Origin of the sequence: Salinigranum halophilum (assembly GCF_007004735.1) — an archaeon.
Taxonomy (GTDB): Archaea; Halobacteriota; Halobacteria; order Halobacteriales; family Haloferacaceae; genus Salinigranum; species Salinigranum halophilum.
Genome location: NZ_ML660182.1, coordinates 830127 through 848914, shown reverse-complemented (window position 1 = coordinate 848914; position 18788 = coordinate 830127). Strand labels below are relative to the sequence as shown.

The following is an 18788-nucleotide window of genomic DNA, read 5'->3' as shown; positions in this document are numbered from 1 at the left end:
CTCGGACCCCTTGAACGCGCCGCATCTCGAGAGTCCACGCGGTCCCAAGAGCAAGAGCAAGGGTTTATTCACGTCCTCCCGGAGGTGTGAGCGATGACACCCACGCAGTCGATGCGGTTCGACGCGTTCTGCGAGCGGCTCTCGCGACTCGAGTCGGTGTCGGCCGACACCGACGTCGTGGCGGCGGTAGCGGCGCTGTTCGCGACCGCCGACGCCGACCTTCCCACGGCGGCGCGGTTCGTCCAGGGGCGCGTCTTCCCCGCGTGGGACGCGACGACGCTCGACGTCGGCCCACGACTCTGCTACGCCGCCCTCGCCCGCGCGGCCGGCCCGAACGTCTCGGGCGACGACGTCGAATCCCGGGTCGCCGAGACCGGCGACGTCGGCGACGTCGCGGCCGGGTTGGACCTCGGGAGCCAGCAGGGGCTCGGGGCGTTCACCGACGGGGCTTCGTCGAGTCTCACCGTCGCGTCCGTCGACGACGAACTCCGCGCGCTCGCCGAGAGCGCAGGCGACGGGAGCGCCTCGCGGAAGGAGGACCGACTCTTCGGCCTGTTCAACCGGTGTACACCCGCGGAAGCTCGCTACCTCGCTCGCCTCGTCCTCGGAGCGATGCGCGTCGGGGTCGGCGAAGGGACCGTCCGCGACGCGACGACGGCGGCCTTCGAGGTCCCGGTCGACGCGGTGGAGCACGCGTTGCAGGTCTCGAACGACTACGGCCTCGTGGCCCGGGTCGCTCGCGACGAGGGCGAACGGGGGTTGCGGGAGCTCTCGCTCGCGGTCGGCCGCCCCGTGCAGGCGATGCTCGCACAGGCGGGGACCGCAGAGGAGGCGCTCGAGGCGTGGGAGACGGTCGCGGTCGAGACGAAGTTCGACGGGGCGCGGGTCCAACTGCACCACACCGACGACGAGACGTGGGCGTTCTCCCGGAACATGGCCGACGTCACCGACGCCCTGCCCGAAGTGAGGGAGTTCGCCGACCGCGCCCTCGGCTGTCCGGTAATCCTCGACGGGGAGGTCGTCGCCGTCGACGACGACGGTGCGCCCCTGCCGTTCCAGGAGGTCCTCCGGCGGTTCCGCCGAAAGCACGACGTCGAGCAGGTCAGGGAGGAGGTCGGGCTCGCGATACGGCTCTTCGACTGCCTCCACGCCGACGGGGACGACCTCCTCGACGCGCCGTTCGAGACGCGACACGCCCGCCTCGAATCAGTCGTCGACGACCCGAACGTGGTCTCGAAGCTCACGCTCGCGTCGGACCTCGAGACCGTCGAAGCCCACGAGGAGCGGGCGCTCGGTGACGGCCACGAGGGGATCATGCTGAAGAATCCCGCGTCCCCGTACACGCCGGGGCGACGCGGGAAGAACTGGCTGAAACGCAAGCCCGACGTGGAGACGCTCGACCTCGTGGTGACGGGCGCGGAGTGGGGGGAAGGCCGCCGCGCGTCGTTCCTCGGGACGTTCGAGGTGTCCGCTCGGGTCGAAGCGGGTGACAGCGCACGGTTCGCCCCCGTCGGAAAGGTCGCGACGGGCATCACGGACGAGACGCTCGCAGACCTCACCGAGCACCTCGAACCGCTCGTCGAGTCCGAGTCGGGGAAGGCCGTCGATATCCACCCGGACCTCGTCCTCGAGGTGGGCTACGAGGAGATTCAGGCCTCACAGACGTACGAGTCGGGGGCGGCGCTGCGCTTTCCCCGCCTGGTCGCGATTCGCGAGAAGCCGCCGGCGGAGGCGGACACGCTCGCGCGGCTCCGCGCGTTGAGCGGCCGCGAGTGAGGCGGAATCCGGTCGATTAAGTCCTTCGCGACGCCTCCTCTCACGCATGACGATTCGCCACGACGGGCTCACGGTCGACTGGCTCGGGTACGCGACGGTTCGTATCGAGACGCCGGACGGCTTCGTCGTCTACCTCGACCCCGGGCGGTACGGCGTCCTCACGGGCGAGTGGACGAGTGACTCGTCCGACGCCGCGGCCGCTCATCCCGAACCGACCGACTACCACGCCCGCGACGCCGACCTCGTCTGCGTCACCCACGGCCACCACTACGACTCCGACGGCGTCGAACGGGTCGCGAGCGAGGACGCGACGGTAGTCGTCCACGAGGCGGTCAGTGCGGACGAGCTCGACCGCGACGCAGACGCTCCCGAATCCCTCCCGTACGACGTCGTCCGCGTGAGCGACGACGACCACCGGGTCGTCGCCGGCGCGGACGGCGGGAGCGTCGACGTCTGGACCGTCGCGGCGTACAACGACCCCGAGGGGCCCTACACTCGCGCCGACGGCTCTGTCGTTCACCCCCGCGGCGAGGGCTGTGGGTTCCTCCTCTCGCTCGACGGAACCACGGTGTTCTGGCCCGGTGACTCCGACGCCCACGACGGCTTCTCGCGTCTCGACGTGTCGCTCTTCCTCGCGAACATCTCCGGCTCCGTCTGCATGGACCGCCACGACGCGGCCGACCTCGCCGCGGCGCTCGACCCCGACCTGGTCCTCCCGGTCCACTACAACACGCTCGACTTCCTCGAGGCGGACTCCGGTGCGTTCGCGAGCGACGTGGCGAAACGCGGCGTCCCCGTCGTGTTGGACGAGCGCTGAGACGGCCTCACTCGACCTCGACGCCGACGCCCTCGGTGTCGTCGGTGTCGTCGGTGTCGTCCGTCCACGGTGCCTCCTCGGCGAGCGTGGGGTCGGCGGACCAGTCGGGAGAGGTCGTGTACGCGATGCCCGCCTCGTCGAGCATCTGTTGTAGCACGGCGTTCCCCCGCGGGACGTCGATACCGAGATGTTCGAGGTGCTCTTCGGGGTGTTCGGCGGGCTCGGGCTCGAAGTGGGCCGTCAGTTCTAACCCGTCGGGGTCGTCGTGGCGGTAGCCGCGGATGTGGACCTGCCACCAGGGCAGGTCGGGGTACGCGGGGACGTGCGCCCACTCGACGCGTCGGAGGTTCAGGATCTCCCCCCGGAAGCTGTAGGACATCTCCCAGCCGGGCTCGAAGTGGTGTCTCCCGAAGAACTCCTGGGCTTCGCTCTTCGTCAGTTCCACCACGAGGTACGGGTTGTCGGTCTTCTCGTGGGTGAAGACGGTCTTTCGGAGCCACCAGTACACCCGAAGGAGCTGTTCGGCGACGTCCGGAACGGCCTTGAGCCGCCCCGGGTCGGTGCTGAGGTGTTCGGTACCACGGGACATACATAGAGGGAGGGGTCCCGAGAGGATGAAGCTGTCTGTCGTCGGAGAGGAACGTCCGAGCGGTGTGCGTCAGCGTCAGATGACGCTCATCTCGTCGAGTCGTTCGGGGAGATACGTGTCGGTCACGAAGTCCAGGCCACGAGACGCGAGCGCCTGCTGTTCGGCCTTCTTGCCGATGTCGAGTTGCAGCTCGATCTGTTCTTCCCAGTAGTCCGTCATGAACCGGGGGTCGTCCAGTTCGGACTGGAGGGCGTTGACGTCCGAGTCCGAGAGCGGGTCGGTCGGGAGGTCGTAGTCGACGATGTCCTGCGGCTGGATGCCGATGAACTCCGCCTCGGGGGTCGCGAGGTACTCCGAGAGGTGCGCGGACTTGATCGAGCCGTAGGCGACGGAGCCGAAGATGCGGTAGCTCCAGGGGTCGCCGTCGGTGAACACCACGACGGGGACGCCGAGTTCGTCGTGCAGGCGCTTGGTGATGCGTCGGGTCGCGCGGGCTGGTTGGCCCTTGAGGTGGACGACGAGGACGTTGTACTGCTCGTCGAAGCCGTTCTCTACTAACCTATCTCGCATCCCACCGGTCTCGACACAGAGGACGAAGTCGATGTCGTGCTCCAAGAACTCGATGGTGTCGGGGTTGTTCGGAATCTGGTAGCCGCCCTCGCCGACGTCCTTCTGACAGTGAATCTCGCGCTCGCCGCGGCGGGTCTGCTCGCGGAGCTTCAGCGGGCCCATCAGCGTCGCGCCCGACTCCTCGGGCCGCATGTGGAAGTCCTCCCGCGTCACTTTGGAGACGATTTCGAGGTCTTCGACCAGCTGATTCGACTCGTCCTGGTCGGAGAAGTGCGCCTCCTCGGAGTCCCACGACTCCGAGAGGTAGTACAGCTCACGCAGGGTCGACGAGCGGCCCTCCTCCAGCTGGCGGGCGAGGAACTCGATGGTGTAGGCGGCCTTGAGCAGCTTCCGTGCGCCCCTGACGGAGTTCGCAGAGCGCGTCGAGGTGCGGTCGCCGTACTTCCACACCTTCGACGCCTCGTCGTACTCGATGTTGCTCTTCGTCCGGGTGGGCAGGGTCATCTCGGGGACCTCCCCGCCCTGGAACTGGTCGTAGAACTCCGCCGCGAGGTCGATGAGGCGCTCGCGCGCCAGGTCGTCGTTGAGTTTCGTCTGAGACATTTACGTGTTCACCGTGAGTTTCTCCGCCTCGACGCCGTCGACGGCGATGTCGAAGTCGGTGTCTTCGGGGAGTGTGTAACTGAGCTTCGCTGTCTCGCCCGCGGGGACCGACGGGGACCACTTCACGAACCACTCGCCGTCGAGGTCGACCACCTGCGCGTCGCCGTTGACTCCGTTCGGTTCGGCGGCGAGGATGTCGGTGACCTCCGGCTGTTCCGCCCGCCCGGAGTAGTTCTCCACGACGAGCGTCACGGTGTCCCCCTCGACCACGCGCTCGACGCTGACGTTGTTCATGATGCGAGCGAGCGCGCCGTCGATGTTCGGCCGCTCCCGACCCGTCACCTCCGAGAGCTTGTCCGCCATCTCGGGGAGAATCTTCCCGAGGACTTCCTGTTTCTTCCGGCGCTTCTGCATCGACCGCCGACGGTTGAGGTACGACTTCAGCTCCCGGGCGGCCTCTCGGATGGCGAGTTCGACCTCGTCTTCGATGGCCGGCACGTTCGCGACGGCGTCCTTCGACTCGCTCGTGAACGGGACGTTCGTCGAGGCGACGTGGACCATGACCACCGCGGGGCCGTTCGGAATGCCCGAGCCGCCGGGCTGGTCCAGCCCGTAGTTGCGCCAGCCGATGTCCTTGACGACGCCCGTGATAGCACAGGCCCCCTGCTGGTAGACGAGGGGGACGCGGTTGGCGAAGCGCAGGAGGTCGACGGAGCCCTCGGCGGCGAGTTCGCCGCCGTAGGCGATGCCGGCCTCGACGACGAACGGGTCGCCGGCGTGGACCTCGGCGTCGCGCGTCGCGGCGGCGTAGAAGTCCGCGTCGAACACCTCACGCAGGCCGGCCTCGATGAGGTCGTCTGAGATGGGTGACAGACACGTCGTCGGGGGCGCGAGGATGTCCGTCTCGCGCATCGCCTCCAGGAGGGCCCGCGCACAGTCGCGGTCGTCGATGACCTCCTTCACCTTCGGCGGGTCGTCCGGGACGGTCTGCGCTCGCGACCAGACGGACTCGACCACGTTCTCCCGGGCCGTCTGCCCGAAGGTGACGTCGTCGTACTCGACGGTGTCGTCCGCGGCAGCGTCGACGAGCTCTGTGAGGCCGCGGTGGGTGAGTCGGTGGCGACCGTCGTCGAGCGCCGACACCTTCCGCGCCAGGCGTTCTGCCATCCCCTGCTTCGTCGCGTCGTCTTTCCGGGTCGAAGTCACCTCGTCGACGATGGCGTAGCAGTCGGCCGTCAGCCGGTCACCCCCGTCGGTCTCCGTCTCCTCGGCCCCGTCCCCACCGACCCCGGTCACGGCCGCCCAGACCGCCGTGACCGTGTTCTCCCTCACGGTCGAACCGAACCGGGTTCCCGTCTCCGACTCGACCTCGTCGGCGCAGGTGTCGACGACGGCCTGGACCTCGTGGTGTGTGATTCGCTCGTGGTTCGAGACCACGTCGGCGATTCGGTCGGCGAAGTCGGCCGTCGCGTCGGCGCCCTTGTTCGAGACCGCCTCGTCGACCACGGCGACGAGGTCGACGCCCTCGTGGGTTCCGGGCGGTGTCCACGACAGTTCCCGCCCGAAGTGACGGTCGCGGAAGTTGTCGATGACCTTGCTCGCGGTCTTCTTGCCCACCCGGGTGAACTCCTCTTGGAGGAAGCCCGAGACGGAGTACGACTCCGTCGCGGCGAGCATCTTTCGGAGGGTGCCGAGTTCGACGCCGTGAGGGTGCGGACGGATCTCTTCGGTCGGCTCGGGCAGTTGGTCCGTCGCCCGCTCGAACTTCATCGGCTCGTCGAGACCGGGTTCGCGGAGTTCGAGCCGCGCGTGGGGGTTGACGACGGCGGTGTGTCTGATGTAGTCGTGGAGTTGCGTCCGGGCGCGCATGTTCGCCTCCATCTCCAGTTCGATGCGCGTCCCGTGCGAGCGGTCCCACGACGTCTCGCGCGACGCTTTGATCTCGGGCTCGTTGGTGTCGGTGTCGATGACGAGTTCGAAGTACTGCGCCTCCGGCTTCCCCTGCGTCCGACTGGTGACCCGCGCGGGCTTCCCCGAGGTCAGCTGTGAGTAGAGGACCGCCGCGGAGATGCCGATACCCTGCTGGCCGCGCGACTGCTCGCGGGCGTGAAAGCGAGAGCCGTAGAGGAGCTTCCCGAAGACCTTGGGGACCTGTTCTTTCGTGATGCCGGGGCCGTTGTCCTCGACGACCAGCCTGAGATAGTCGTCGACCTCCCGGATCTCGACGTAGATGTCGGGCAGGATTTCGGCCTCCTCGGTCGCGTCGAGGGCGTTGTCGACCGCCTCCTTCACGGCGGTGACGAGCCCCCTTGCGCCCGAGTCGAACCCGAGCATGTGCTTGTTCTTCTCGAAGAACTCGGCGATGGATATCTCTCGTTGGCCTTTGGCCAACTCCTCGGCGATATCCTTGTCTCCCTCGCCGAGTGTCGACTGTATCGAGGTCATCGTCTGTCCACCCCTTCCGTACCGACCGTTAAGAACTCTCCGCTGGTACGGTGAAAGTAAAATCGTGGGGCTCACGACGTCGGTAGCCGGTCGGCGGCCGATTCGTTCCAGCACTGTGTCGACTGTTAGCGCGAACCGTCCGACGGCTGCCCCCGTCGAAACGGGCGCTGCCGTCGCCGCGCGAGCGACACTTATGTTGCTCCGCGGAGTCCACTCCGACCGGAGCGCGACCAAGATATCTTGGTGATTCCCGGTCGTCAGTTTCGTTGTTGCGAACGCTTCTTCATGTTGATGCACGCGCGCGTGCGAGGGTTTAAGCAAGCCGGTGTCCTAGCTGAATTCAGATTCTATGTCAGGAGAAACCGAATACGGAGCCGACCAGATCCAGGCTCTCGAGGATCTGGAACCGGTCCGGCAACGACCGGGGATGTTCATCGGCTCGACGGGGTCTCGGGGCCTACATCATCTCGTCTACGAGGTTGTCGACAACTCGATCGACGAGGCGCTCGCGGGCTACTGTGACGACATCGACGTCGTCGTCCACGAGGACGGGTCGGTGAGCGTCACCGACAACGGGCGGGGGATTCCCGTCGACACCCACAAGAAGTACGACAGACCGGCTGTGGAGGTCGTGATGACCGTCCTCCACGCCGGCGGGAAGTTCAACAAGGACTCGTACTCTGTCTCCGGCGGCCTGCACGGCGTGGGCGTCTCCGTCGTCAACGCGCTGTCGAAGTGGCTCGAGGTCGAGGTCCGACGCGACGGCGGCGTCTGGACCCACCGCTTCGACCACGGTATCCCCGAGGAGGACGCCTTCCAGCGCGTCCGCGACCTCGAACCGGACGAGGACACCGGGACGACCGTGCGCTTCTGGCCCGACGGCGAGATATTCGACACGACCGAGTTCGACTACGACACCATCGCGAACCGGCTCCGCGAACTCGCCTTCCTCAACTCCGGCGTCCGTATCTCTATCGAGGACGAGGCCACCGGCGAGTCCGACGTCTTCGAGTACGAGGGCGGCATCAAGGCGTTCGTCGACTACATCAACGAGACGAAGACGACGCTGCACGACGACATCATCTACTACGAGGACGAACAGAACGGCATCCACGTCGAGGTCGCCATCCAGGCGACCGACGAGGTCCAGCCCTCTATCCACGCCTTCGCAAACAACATCAACACGCGCGAGGGCGGGACTCACCTGACAGGGTTCAAGACGGCGCTGACGCGCACGGTCAACGACTACGCCGAGCGTCACGACATGCTCTCGGACCTCGACTCCACACTGAAAGGAGAGGACGTCCGCGAGGGGCTCACGGCCGTGCTCTCGGTCAAACATCCCGACCCGCAGTTCGAGGGCCAGACGAAGACGAAACTGGGGAACTCCGAGGTACGAGGCATCACCGAGACGGTCACCAACGACAAACTGGGAACCTACTTCGAGGAGCATCCGGACGTCGCTCAGTCGGTCGTCATGAAGGCCGTCGAGGCCGCGAAGGCCCGGATGGCCGCGAAGAAGGCCAAGGAGCTCACCCGACGGAAGTCGGCGCTCGAATCCACGGCGCTCCCCGGGAAGTTGGCCGACTGCCAGAACCGCGACCCCACCGAATCGGAGCTGTTCATCGTCGAGGGCGACTCCGCCGGAGGGAGTGCGAAACAGGGCCGGGACCGCTCGTTCCAGGCCATCTTGCCCCTCAGAGGGAAGATCCTGAACGTCGAGAAACACCGCCTCGACCGCATCCTCGAGAACGAGGAGATCCGCTCGCTCATCACGGCCATCGGCGCGGGTGTCGGCGAGGACTTCGACGTCTCCGAGGCCAGGTACCACCGCATCATCGTGATGACCGACGCCGACGTCGACGGGGCACACATCCGGACGCTCCTCCTGACGCTTCTGTACCGGTACATGCGGCCGCTCGTCGAGGCGGGCTACGTCTACGCGGCCAAACCCCCGCTGTACCGCGTCAGATACCGGGGCCAGACGTACGACGCGATGACCGAGGCCGAACGGGACCGCATCATCCAAGAACAGTGTAACGGGAACCCGACGCAGGTCCAGCGGTTCAAGGGCCTCGGCGAGATGAACCCCGAACAGCTCTGGGAGACGACGATGAACCCCGAGAACCGCGTGTTGAAACAGATCACCGTCGAGGACGCCGCCGCCGCCGACCGGATGTTCAACGTCCTGATGGGCGACGCGGTCGAACCGCGCAAGCAGTTCATCAAAGAACACGCGACCGACGCCGAGTGGGTGGACATCTGAGATGAGCTCCGAACCCGACCCCGAACCCAAGATCGCCGCACAGGTCGAGAACGCCCGCATCGAACAGGAGATGGAGCAGTCGTACATCGACTACGCCATGTCCGTCATCGCGGGGAGAGCGCTCCCCGACGTCCGTGACGGCCTCAAGCCGGTCCACCGGCGCATCCTCTACGCGATGCACCAGGCGGGCGTCACCTCGGGCTCCTCCCACCGGAAGTCCTCGTCCATCGTGGGCGAGACGATGGGTGATTACCACCCGCACGGCGACTCCGCAATCTACGACACCCTCACCCGGATGGCGCAGGACTTCTCCATGCGCTACCCGCTCGTCGACGGCCAGGGGAACTTCGGCTCCGTCGACGGCGACCCCGCGGCCGCCATGCGGTACACCGAGGCGCGGATGTCATCGATTGCCGAGGAACTGCTGGAAGACATCGAGAAGGACACCGTCGACTTCCAGGCGAACTACGACGACCGCAAGCAGGAACCGACCGTCCTCCCCGCGTCGTTCCCGAACCTCCTCGTGAACGGCTCGTCCGGAATCGCCGTAGGTATGTCGACGAACATCCCGCCGCACAACCTGGGCGAGGTCATCGACGCGACCGTCGAACTCATCGACGACCCTGACTGCGGCGTCGAAGACCTCATCGACACCCGCGACGGGCGCGGCAACGGCTCTGACGGACCCATCAAGGGCCCGGACTTCCCGACGGGCGCGAACATCGTCGGCAAGAACGCCGTCTACAAGGCGTACACGACGGGTCGAGGCCGCGTTCGCGTCCGCGCCGACTTCGACGTCACCGACGAGCGTATCGTCATCAACGAGCTTCCCTACCAGGAGAACAAGGCGCGGCTCATCAAGCGCATCGCCGACGACGTCAACGACGGCTCCCTGGAGGGGATTCGCGACATCCGCGACGAGTCCGACCGGGACGGCATCCGCGTCGTCATCGAACTCAAGCGCAACGCCGACCCCCAGCTGGTGAAGAACCACCTGCTCTCCTCGCACCTGGAGTCGACGTTCGGCGTCATCAACCTCGCCCTCGTCGACGGCGAACCCCGGGTGTTGGACCTCAAGGAGACGCTCGTCGAATACCTCGAACACCGGAAAGAGGTCGTCCGTCGGCGGTCGGAGTACGACCTCGCCGAGGCGGAAGACCGCGCACACATCCTCGAAGGGCGGCTCACGGCGCTCGAACACGTCGACAGCGTGGTCGACCTCATCCGCGACGCCGACGACCGCGACGGTGCGAAAGAGGCGCTCATCGACGAGTACGACTTCTCGGAGGCGCAGGTCGACCACATCGTCTCGATGCAGCTCGGCTCGTTGACGTCGATGGAGACGGCGGCAATCGAGACCGAGTACGAGGAGGTCCAGGCCACCATCGAGCGGCTCGAAGAGATTCTCGGCGACGAGTCCGAACTGCTCGGCGTCATCGAGGAGGAACTGCTCGACATCAAAGACGAGTACGCCGACGAGCGGCGGACGAACTTCGTCGAGGACGACGGCGAGGTGACGCGCGAGGACCTCGTCCCCGAGGAAGACGTGGTCGTCGTCGTCACCGAGGACGACTACGTGAAACAGATGCCGCTGTCGTGGTTCCGCGCCCAGCGCCGCGGCGGGAAGGGAATCATCGGGAGCGAGTTGAAACAGGGTGACAAGGTGGCGAGCGTCTTCGTCGCCAACACCCACGACTATCTCCTCTGTTTCACCGACCAGGGACAGGTGTACAAGCTGAAGACGTACATGCTCCCACGACCCGAAACCCGGTACACGCGAGGCAGTGCGCTCGTCAACTACCTCGACCTCGACGCCGGCGAGGAGATACAGGCCGTCGTCAACTGCGACGACCTCGAGATGGGCGACGGCGAGGGGGGAGACGAGAAGTTCCTGACGATGGTCACCCGGGGTGGGAGAGTCAAGCGGACGAACGTCGACCGCTTCCAGAACATCCTCTCGACGGGCATCCGAGCCATCACGCTCGAAGCGGGCGACGAGTTGGCCGACGTCGAGGTCACCGACGGCAGACACGACCTCATCGTCGCCTCCGAACGGGGGATGAGCATCCGCTTCGACGAGACGGAGGTCCGCGCGATGGGCCGCAGCGCCCGCGGGGTCGGCGGCATCGACCTCAGAGAGGGCGACCGCGTCGCCGGACTCGCGGCCGTCGACGAAGAGCGCCACGACTGGACGCTCACCGTCACCGAGAACGGGTACGGGAAGCGGACGAAGATCGCCGACTACCGCACGCAGTCGCGCAACGGCAAGGGACTCATCGACATCAAGACCGAAGGGAGAAACGGTCCCGTCTGCACGATCGAGACTGTCGGCCACGGCGACCATATCGTCGTGATGAGCGAGAACGGACAGATTATCCGGACGGCGGTCGACGACCTCTCGGTCATCAGCCGGAACACCAAGGGCGTGACGGTGATGGACGTCGAAGCAGGCGACGCCGTCGGCGCTGTCTCCGTTATCCCCGCTGCGGTGGCACAGACGGCCGCCGAGGACGAACCGGCGGAGGAGGCGGTGGCCGACGCCGGCGACGGGGACGCCGACGCGGACTGACCGCCGCTATTATCAGACTCAATAACATTATACGAAACAAAACATTAACTATCGTTGATACACACTCCACTACCAGACAGTGTTGTCTCATGAACACGAGTGACTCAGCCGACGCCCGCCCCGACGAGTCTGTCATCGCTCGTGAACCGCTCACGCACGTGCCGCCGTCGAAGGCCATTCTGCACGCCTTCGAGCGCCTCGACGTCGACCTCGTCGGGAACGACGAACGACTGGCCGACCTCGTCGACCCGGACGCGCTCGACGAACTCGTCGAGACGGCCGACGAGAGCGTCCGCTTCTCGGCGACCCTCTGGGGACACCCGGTCGTCGTCACGACGGGCGCGGTGCACGTCTTCGACGCAGACTTCCGCTGAGAGACCGCCGAACGGTCCGACCACCCGCCGTCGTCCACGTCCGACGCGCTCGGTTCAGAGCACTCGCTTGCCGAACGCGCTCGCGGCGAGTTCGACGGAGAGCGATGCGGTCTCGTTGTGCTGGTCGAGGACCGGGTTGACCTCGACGAGCTCCATCGACCGCAGGTCCCCGCTCCGGGCGACGGCTTCCATCGCGAGGTGCGCCTCGCGGTAGGTGACGCCGCCACGGACGGGCGTCCCCACCCCTGGAGCGACCGTCGGGTCGAGCCAGTCGAGGTCGAGCGAGACGTGGATGCCGTCGGTTCCGGCGGTGGCGACGGCGAGCGCGTCGTCGACCACGTCGGCGATACCGCGTTCGTCGATGTCGGACATGGTGTAGGCCGTCACGTCCGAGTCGTGGATAGCGGCCCGTTCGTCGTCGTCGAGCGACCGCAGCCCGACGAGGACGACGTTCGAGGCGTCGAGGCCGACGGCGTTCGCCCAGTCGTACGCCGCCTCGGAGAAGTCGCCGACACCGAGTGCGGCCGCGAGCGGCATCCCGTGGACGTTCCCGCTCGGCGAGGTCGTCGGGGTGTTCATGTCGCCGTGGGCGTCGAACCAGATGGCACCGATGCGCGCGTCTCGTGCCGACCCGACGAGCGAGCCGATGGCGATGGAGTGGTCGCCGCCGAGTGCGAGCGGCGTCGCACCCGCGTCGATGCTGTCGGCGACGCGGTCGGCGAGCGCCGTACACACCTCCCGCGTCTCACGGAGGAATCGCGCCGTCCCGGCGGGCGGTTCTTCGGCGTCGGGGTCGCGTTCTTCCATCCGCGGGACCGAGAGGTCACCCGCATCGTGACAGCTCGTTCCGGCGGCCTCGAGCGCCGACGCGAGACCGGCGTATCTGATAGCGGAGGGTCCCATGTCGACTCCACGACGGTTCGCCCCGTAGTCGGTCGGCGCTCCGAGGATTCGGACGCGACGTGTCATACACGAACCGTGACAGACGCGCGAGATAGCCGTTACGGTCACCGGAGCCGCCCCGGCCGCACCGGATGGAACCAGCGATACGGTGTGTGAAAAAAGGCCACAGTAACCGCATCGTGGCTGTTTGTGTGCTAGCCCATCCATCGAATTTAAGGAGGCTACCCACGAAGTAAGTGCTATGTCATCAATCGAACTTACGTCGAGTCAGAAGACCATTCTGACTGCACTAATCAACCTCTACCGCGAGTCCGAGAGCGCAGTGAAAGGCGAGGACATCGCCGAAGAGGTGAACCGCAACCCGGGCACCATCCGTAACCAGATGCAGAGCCTGAAGGCGCTGCAGTTGGTCGAGGGAGTACCGGGGCCGAAAGGCGGCTACAAGCCGACGGCGAACGCGTACGAGGCGCTCGACGTCGACCAGATGGACGAGCCGGCGTCGGTCCCGCTGTTCCACAACGACGAACAGGTCGAGGGCGTCAACGTCGACGGCATCGACCTCTCCAGCGTCCACCACCCCGAACTGTGCCGCGCGGAGATTCACGTCCAGGGGTCGGTCCGCGACTTCCACGAGGGTGATGACGTCCAAGTTGGGCCGACGCCGCTCTCGAAACTCGTCATCCGCGGGACCGTCGACGGCAAGGACGACACGAACAACATCCTCATCCTCCGAATCGATGGGATGGAGGCCCCGGTCGGCGAGTCCGCACACTGAGTCGACGCGCTGTTTGTCATCCGAGGAACGACTGTCGTCACCGCGTGACGACGACCCGCCGCCGTGAGCCGAGGCTTGTGGGAGCCTGTGTCGACAGCGAACGAAACAGAGACCGGTTCGAAGACGACCCGCGGACCCGTCGGGCGTGTCCCCGTGTTACATGTCGCCCCACGCGTCGATGGCGCGTGAGACGCTCGCGACGTCGGCGATCCACTTCGTGGCGATTCCCTTCTTCAAGAGCTGGGCGGGTTTTCCGCCGAAGACGTTGATGGGGACGCCGTCGACGTCGTGGGCGACGGCGTCTTCGCCGACGGAGACGACGGTCCCCTTGTCCTTGTGCGTCCACGTCTTCAGCGGCTGGCCGCGTACGACCCGGGCGAGGTTCTCGCCGGCGACCTCGGCGGCCTGCCAGGCGGCCTGGGCGGTCGGCGGCGCGATGGCGTCGGGACCCTGTTCGACGAGCGCGGAGTCGCCGAGGGCGAACACGCGGTCGTTCGAGGTCTGGAAGTCCGAACTGGCGTGGACGCGGTTCGAGCGCTCGTCCTTCTCGACGCCGCAGCCGGCCATCTCGGGCTGGCCGGTGATGCCACCGGTCCAGACGAAGACGTCGTAGGGGAGCTCCTCGGGCGCTTCGTCCTCGCCGCCGCCGATGTAGATGGTCTCCTCGTCGACCTTCGAGACGAACTCGCCGCACTTGATGTTGATGTCGCGGTCTTCGAGGCGACGGCGTAGCGCGCCCTGGAGTTCGGGGTCCATGTTCGGGAGCACCTGGTCGAGCCCTTCCACGAGGTGGATGTCGAGGGAAGCGTCGTGGTCGTCGCGGTACTCCGCGACCTCACCGGCGGTCTGGATGCCCGAGAGGCCGGCCCCGCCGATGACGATGCTCGCGGGGTCGGATGCGGTCGCGTCCGCCGCGGCGTCCGAGACCTTCTGGTGGATCTCGCGAGCGTCGTCGAGGCCCTTCAGTTCGAGCGAGTACTCCTCGAGACCTTCGATGCCGTAGAAGGCGGTCGTACTCCCGAGGGCGACGAGGAGGTAGTCGTAGTCGACGTCGGTGCCGTCGTCGAGCGCGACGGTGCGCTCGTCGACGTCGACGTCCGTGACCCGTCCCTGGACGAACTCCGTCGACGGCGACTTCACCTCGTCGACGGGGATGGCCACCTTCGACTCGGCGCTCGGGTTGCTGATGCATCGGTGGACCTCGTGTAAGACGAGGTGATAGTCGTGCTCCGATACCCACGTGATATCCGCATCACCGTCGAGTTCCTTCTCGAGGCGCTGTATCGCGCCCGTCCCGGCGTACCCCGAGCCGAGAACGACGACCTGCGTGCTCATGTCTGTGTCGTGGTGAGGATTCATCCGATAAAGGGATGTTGAAACGACGGCGCACGTGCTTCACGAACGACTCGTCACGGGGTCAGAGCGACAGTCCAGCGTGCCACTCGGCCACACCCGCTTCGCGCTTGACCTCGTCCATCCGCGCCAGGAGGGAAACGGCGAGGCTCGCGGTTTCGGCCGCTCTCGACTCCCCTTCGGTCTGGAACTCGCCCGTGACCCTGTTCGCGAAGACCGAACAGACCGCGCCCGCCCGCAGGCCGTAGAGGTTCGCGAGGGTGAGAATCGCCGACGCCTCCATCTCGATGTTGGCGACGTTGGCCTCCTGTAACTCCTCGACGAGCGTCTCCGAGCCGGCGGCGACGAAGCCCTCGAAGCCCTCGCGCCCCTGTCCGGCGTAGAACGCGTCGGCGCTCATCGTCAGCCCGACGTGGTAGTCGTAGTCGAGCCGCTCGGCGGCGGCGACGAGCGCCGAGACGACCTCGTGCGAGGCGACGGCGGGGTAGTCACCGCGGACGTACTCGTGGCTCGTCCCCTCCTGCCGGACGGCCCCCGAAGTGATGACGAGGTCGCCGACGTCCATCCCGGGCTGGATAGCGCCACAGGAGCCGACCCTGATGAAGGTGTCCGCGCCGACGCGTGCGAGTTCCTCGACGGCGATGGCGGTCGAGGGCGACCCGATACCAGTGGAGGTGACGGTGATGGGCGCGCCGTCGTAGCTGCCCGTGGCCGTCCGGTACTCGCGGTGGTGTGCTCTCTCCTCGTGGTCGTCCCAGAGGTCGGTGATGACGTCGACGCGCTCGGGATTGCCGGGGAGGAGCACGGGGCCGGCGATATCGCCGGGGGCGAGTTCGACGTGGTACTGGATTTCGTCGTTCGGGTCTTCGGCGTCGCCGGTCATGACTCTCCGTCGGAGGACTGGCAGTAAATAGGTGCGGTGTAATCTGTCTGGTCCACGAACCACCGAACGAGGTTGTGCGTCCGACCGTTTATTCGGGGGGCGGCCGAACAGCCGAGGAGAACAACCGATGAACGGCTCGCTCCTCTCTGTCGGACTCTTCTTCGTGCTCATCGGAGGCCTCGTAGCGCTGCGTCCCCACCGGACGATGAACTTCGTTCCCAGTGGGGAGTGGACCGACGACCCCGGACGGGCGAAACGACGGCAGGAGCGACTCGCGAGAAGCGTTGGGCTGTTCGTGTCCGTCGGACTGGGGGGCGGGTGCGTCGTCGCCGGACTCCTCGCGTGAGACGACCGTGAGATTCGGGCGACGAGGTGACTGCCAGGCGGCGCGACGACGCTCGGACCGTGGTCTTGGACGCAGGCTGTTGGATGTTCATCGCGCGGCGAGTGTCGAAGCCAACGACGAGGACGACGAGCCCACCCGTCCTCAGAACCCGACGCCGAAGACGAACACGACGAGGATTGTCACGACGACGCTGGGCACGAAGACGGCGACGAAGACGGGCGTGCTCCAGTCGAGCACCGTCCGGCCGTCGAGCGCCCCGAACGGCAGCAGGTTGAACGCCGCCAGGAAGAGGTTGATGGCGACGCCGCGCGACCCCACGAGGTCGAGGAAACCGCTCCCCGTGAAGACGCCGAGGAGCAGCACCGGAACGAACACGACGGCGAGGACGAGATTGACCGCGGGGCCGGCCAGCGCGATGAGGCCGTGTTCTTTGTCCGATAAGACGCCGCGGTGATAGACCGCACCGGGTGCGGCGAAGATGAACCCGGCGAGCGCGCTCACGACGGCGAGAAAGAGCATGCCGTAGTCGGCGCGGAACTCCGCGACCTGCCCGAAGCGAACGGCCACGACCTTGTGGGCGAGTTCGTGGATGAGAAAGCCGAGACCGGCGGTCAGGAGGCTCACGACGACGGCGACGGCGAACCCGCCGCGCGAGAGCAGCGAGACGAGTCCGCTGCCGCCGCCGGCGAAGAAGACGGCGAAGGCGACCCCGAGCGCGACCCACGCGATGGCGAGGTCACGCAGTTCGCGGTCGGAGAAGGTGAGCGCGCTGCCGACGCTCATGTGACCGCCCTCCAGATGAGGTCCGCGCTGTTCGTCGCACCGTCGAGCATCAGCCGGGTGACGGCGTCGACGCCCCCCAGGTCGGCCGCGAACAGCGGCAGGACGTACGCGACGAACAGCAGACTGGCGACGATGCTCCCGATGTTCGTCATGGCGACGACCATGATGAGCCGGAAGAGCGGCACGTCGAACATGTCGGCGACGATGGTCCGAATCGAGCGCGCCTCGTCGGCGAGCAGTTCGTTCAGGCGGCCGATGTCGGTCACGTTCACGGGTGTGTGTCGCAGCTCCATGTATCCGGTGAACCACCCCGGCGCGAGCAGCGGGTTCACCGAGGTGAGCCACGCGACGGCACCCCCGACGAGCGCGGAGAGCCACCGCGCGCCGGCCAGTTTGGCCCCCGCGGCGGCGAAGAGACCGTTGATGAGGAACCACGCCGCGAACACCCGGAGGAGGAAGCCGTTTCTGACGCCGGCCATCGCCAGGAGGACGAAGAAGCCGACGAACACCACCGAGAGGCCCACCCCGATGATCTTCCCCCACGGAACGCCGCGCTTCGTCGGCGCGCCGACGAGCGAGTCCATCGGCGGGAGCGTCTCGGGGCTCTCCAGATACGATTCGATGCCTGCGCGGTGGCCCGCGCCGACGACGGCGACGACGTGCTGTCCGTTCTGTCGAAGCGCCACCAGTTGATGGGCGATGTACGCGTCGCGCTCGTCGATGAGCGCCTCCGCGCCGCCCGGCGAAAAGGCCCGGAACTCCTCCATCATGACGCTCACCACGTCGGCGTCGGTGAGGTCCGACATCTCGAACTCCTCGACCTCCTCGTGACTGCCGAGGCCGAGGCGGTGGGCGGCCAGTCCCCCGAGGCCACCGAGCGTGACGCCGATGCCGATGCCGATGGCGAGACTCCCGACGGCGCGGACGAAGAAGGGGCTCAGCCGGTCGACGAGCGGGGCCGCGAGGCCGAGGCCGACGCCGGCGACGAGGCCAACGGCGAGGCCGACGCCGATGCCGAGAAACAGCGCGTCGTCGCCCTCGGTGAACCCGTCGGCGAGCGTCTGGACGGCGAGGCCAGCCGCGACCGCGAGAATCGCGCCGCCGGCGACCCGCCCGAGGACGAACGGGGTGATGCCGACGGCCCCCCCGAAGAGCCCGACGAGCGGGCCGACGAGGAGGCCGGCGAGGAGGCCGACGACGATGCCCACGGCCCGGGCGTCGGAGACCCCGAACGCGAGGCCGCCGACCATCCGGAACTTCTCGACGACGGACATCCGCGCCCAGAAGCGCTGGATGGTCGTCTGGATGTCGCGGTCGACGAGCGCGACGTCGATTCCCTCCGCTTCGGCGGTGTCGACCGCCGCGAGCATGTCCGCGCCCGGCGAGATGTCGAACTTCTCGCCCAGTTGGGCCTGGACGTACGAGAGCATCCAGTAGGCGATGAACTGAAAGACCGTGTTGCCCGAGAGGAGGTCGCCCGGTTCGATGTCGTCGGGGGTGCCGCCCTTCAGCTGGCGGTAACGTCCCTCGTCGAGTTCGACGGCGACGACGTCCGGGCGCTCGGCCCGAATCGTCTCTTCGACCTCGGCCACGCTCTCTTTCGAGACGTGTGCGGTCCCCACGACCTGCACCCGCCCCTGTCGGGGTGACGGGGCCGCGTCCTGACTCATTGCCCGGTCTTTCCGTCGGCGACTCATACGCTTGTCGGTACTTTATTACCCACTGCGAGAGCCTCG

The 18788-nt window shown here is 66.9% G+C and carries 15 protein-coding genes; 7 read left to right on the top strand and 8 right to left on the bottom strand.

What is annotated here, in order from left to right:
• The first annotated feature begins 111 nt into the window (after window positions 1-111).
• The gene (gene ligA, locus E6N53_RS04390) at window positions 112-1776 is read left to right on the top strand and encodes an ATP-dependent DNA ligase LigA (protein WP_142857277.1); all 1665 of its coding nucleotides are present in this window, start codon (window positions 112-114) and stop codon (window positions 1774-1776) included.
• 46 nt (window positions 1777-1822) lie between these two features.
• A complete protein-coding gene (locus E6N53_RS04385; protein WP_142857172.1) occupies window positions 1823-2593 on the top strand; it encodes an MBL fold metallo-hydrolase in 771 nt (256 codons plus the stop codon).
• 7 nt (window positions 2594-2600) lie between these two features.
• Here the strand turns inward: E6N53_RS04385 and E6N53_RS04380 are convergent, their stop codons facing one another.
• From E6N53_RS04380 to E6N53_RS04370, 3 genes are all read right to left on the bottom strand, one after another.
• Window positions 2601-3182, bottom strand: coding sequence for a hypothetical protein (locus E6N53_RS04380; RefSeq protein ID WP_142857170.1), 582 nt, complete (start codon window positions 3180-3182; stop codon window positions 2601-2603).
• A 75-nt stretch (window positions 3183-3257) separates the two neighbouring features.
• Window positions 3258-4355, bottom strand: a complete 1098-nt coding sequence (locus E6N53_RS04375; protein WP_142857168.1) for a DNA topoisomerase IV subunit A — start codon at window positions 4353-4355, stop codon at window positions 3258-3260.
• Window positions 4356-6800, bottom strand: coding sequence for a DNA topoisomerase VI subunit B (locus tag E6N53_RS04370; protein WP_142857166.1), 2445 nt, complete (start codon window positions 6798-6800; stop codon window positions 4356-4358).
• Window positions 6801-7149: 349 nt separating this feature from the next.
• On the opposite strand from E6N53_RS04370, the gene gyrB reads away from it, so the two are divergent.
• The 3 genes from gyrB to E6N53_RS04355 all read left to right on the top strand — a co-directional run bounded on the left by gyrB (window position 7150) and on the right by E6N53_RS04355 (window position 12009).
• On the top strand, window positions 7150-9066 hold the full coding sequence (gyrB, locus tag E6N53_RS04365) for a DNA topoisomerase (ATP-hydrolyzing) subunit B (protein ID WP_142857163.1): 1917 nt from the start codon (window positions 7150-7152) through the stop codon (window positions 9064-9066).
• Window position 9067: 1 nt separating this feature from the next.
• Window positions 9068-11635 (top strand): DNA gyrase subunit A, encoded by a 2568-nt coding sequence (gene gyrA / locus E6N53_RS04360; RefSeq protein WP_142857161.1) that lies wholly within the window; start codon window positions 9068-9070, stop codon window positions 11633-11635.
• Window positions 11636-11724: 89 nt separating this feature from the next.
• Window positions 11725-12009 (top strand): HalOD1 output domain-containing protein, encoded by a 285-nt coding sequence (locus E6N53_RS04355; RefSeq protein WP_142857159.1) that lies wholly within the window; start codon window positions 11725-11727, stop codon window positions 12007-12009.
• Between the two features lie 54 nt (window positions 12010-12063).
• Here the strand turns inward: E6N53_RS04355 and rocF are convergent, their stop codons facing one another.
• Window positions 12064-12978 carry an arginase gene (rocF, locus tag E6N53_RS04350; RefSeq protein WP_142857157.1) on the bottom strand — a complete coding sequence of 305 codons (915 nt, stop codon included), beginning with the start codon at window positions 12976-12978 and terminating at the stop codon, window positions 12064-12066.
• 175 nt (window positions 12979-13153) lie between these two features.
• Between rocF and E6N53_RS04345 the strand changes: the two genes are divergently transcribed.
• Window positions 13154-13687, top strand: a complete 534-nt coding sequence (locus tag E6N53_RS04345; protein WP_142857155.1) for an Rrf2 family transcriptional regulator — start codon at window positions 13154-13156, stop codon at window positions 13685-13687.
• Between the two features lie 156 nt (window positions 13688-13843).
• Here the strand turns inward: E6N53_RS04345 and E6N53_RS04340 are convergent, their stop codons facing one another.
• Together E6N53_RS04340 and E6N53_RS04335 are read right to left on the bottom strand one after the other, a co-directional pair.
• Window positions 13844-15022 carry an NAD(P)/FAD-dependent oxidoreductase gene (locus tag E6N53_RS04340; protein ID WP_142857153.1) on the bottom strand — a complete coding sequence of 393 codons (1179 nt, stop codon included), beginning with the start codon at window positions 15020-15022 and terminating at the stop codon, window positions 13844-13846.
• An 82-nt stretch (window positions 15023-15104) separates the two neighbouring features.
• Window positions 15105-15923, bottom strand: coding sequence for a nucleoside phosphorylase (locus E6N53_RS04335; RefSeq protein WP_142857151.1), 819 nt, complete (start codon window positions 15921-15923; stop codon window positions 15105-15107).
• A gap of 127 nt (window positions 15924-16050) precedes the next feature.
• On the opposite strand from E6N53_RS04335, the gene E6N53_RS04330 reads away from it, so the two are divergent.
• Complete coding sequence (locus E6N53_RS04330) at window positions 16051-16269, top strand: hypothetical protein (RefSeq protein WP_142857149.1); 219 nt, start codon at window positions 16051-16053, stop codon at window positions 16267-16269.
• Window positions 16270-16410: 141 nt separating this feature from the next.
• Here the strand turns inward: E6N53_RS04330 and E6N53_RS04325 are convergent, their stop codons facing one another.
• Window positions 16411-17052 carry a zinc metalloprotease gene (locus tag E6N53_RS04325; protein WP_142857147.1) on the bottom strand — a complete coding sequence of 214 codons (642 nt, stop codon included), beginning with the start codon at window positions 17050-17052 and terminating at the stop codon, window positions 16411-16413.
• Window positions 17049-18722, bottom strand: a complete 1674-nt coding sequence (locus E6N53_RS04320) for a TraB/GumN family protein (RefSeq protein WP_142857145.1) — start codon at window positions 18720-18722, stop codon at window positions 17049-17051. The genes E6N53_RS04325 and E6N53_RS04320 overlap by 4 nt, the downstream gene beginning before the upstream one ends.
• Between the last annotated feature and the right edge of the window lie 66 nt (window positions 18723-18788).

Excerpts from the sequence above, each read along its gene's own strand:
- E6N53_RS04320 (WP_142857145.1), bottom strand. The coding sequence starts at position 18,722 with ATGAGTCAGGACGCGGCCCCGTCACCCCGACAGGGGCGGGTGCAGGTC.
- E6N53_RS04335 (WP_142857151.1), bottom strand. The coding sequence starts at position 15,923 with ATGACCGGCGACGCCGAAGACCCGAACGACGAAATCCAGTACCACGTC.
- E6N53_RS04345 (WP_142857155.1), top strand. The coding sequence starts at position 13,154 with ATGTCATCAATCGAACTTACGTCGAGTCAGAAGACCATTCTGACTGCA.
- rocF (WP_142857157.1), bottom strand. The coding sequence starts at position 12,978 with ATGACACGTCGCGTCCGAATCCTCGGAGCGCCGACCGACTACGGGGCG.
- E6N53_RS04325 (WP_142857147.1), bottom strand. The coding sequence starts at position 17,052 with ATGAGCGTCGGCAGCGCGCTCACCTTCTCCGACCGCGAACTGCGTGAC.
- E6N53_RS04370 (WP_142857166.1), bottom strand. The coding sequence starts at position 6,800 with ATGACCTCGATACAGTCGACACTCGGCGAGGGAGACAAGGATATCGCC.
- E6N53_RS04380 (WP_142857170.1), bottom strand. The coding sequence starts at position 3,182 with ATGTCCCGTGGTACCGAACACCTCAGCACCGACCCGGGGCGGCTCAAG.
- gyrB (WP_142857163.1), top strand. The coding sequence starts at position 7,150 with ATGTCAGGAGAAACCGAATACGGAGCCGACCAGATCCAGGCTCTCGAG.
- ligA (WP_142857277.1), top strand. The coding sequence starts at position 112 with ATGCGGTTCGACGCGTTCTGCGAGCGGCTCTCGCGACTCGAGTCGGTG.
- E6N53_RS04330 (WP_142857149.1), top strand. The coding sequence starts at position 16,051 with ATGAACGGCTCGCTCCTCTCTGTCGGACTCTTCTTCGTGCTCATCGGA.
- E6N53_RS04385 (WP_142857172.1), top strand. The coding sequence starts at position 1,823 with ATGACGATTCGCCACGACGGGCTCACGGTCGACTGGCTCGGGTACGCG.
- E6N53_RS04355 (WP_142857159.1), top strand. The coding sequence starts at position 11,725 with ATGAACACGAGTGACTCAGCCGACGCCCGCCCCGACGAGTCTGTCATC.
- E6N53_RS04375 (WP_142857168.1), bottom strand. The coding sequence starts at position 4,355 with ATGTCTCAGACGAAACTCAACGACGACCTGGCGCGCGAGCGCCTCATC.
- E6N53_RS04340 (WP_142857153.1), bottom strand. The coding sequence starts at position 15,022 with ATGAGCACGCAGGTCGTCGTTCTCGGCTCGGGGTACGCCGGGACGGGC.
- gyrA (WP_142857161.1), top strand. The coding sequence starts at position 9,068 with ATGAGCTCCGAACCCGACCCCGAACCCAAGATCGCCGCACAGGTCGAG.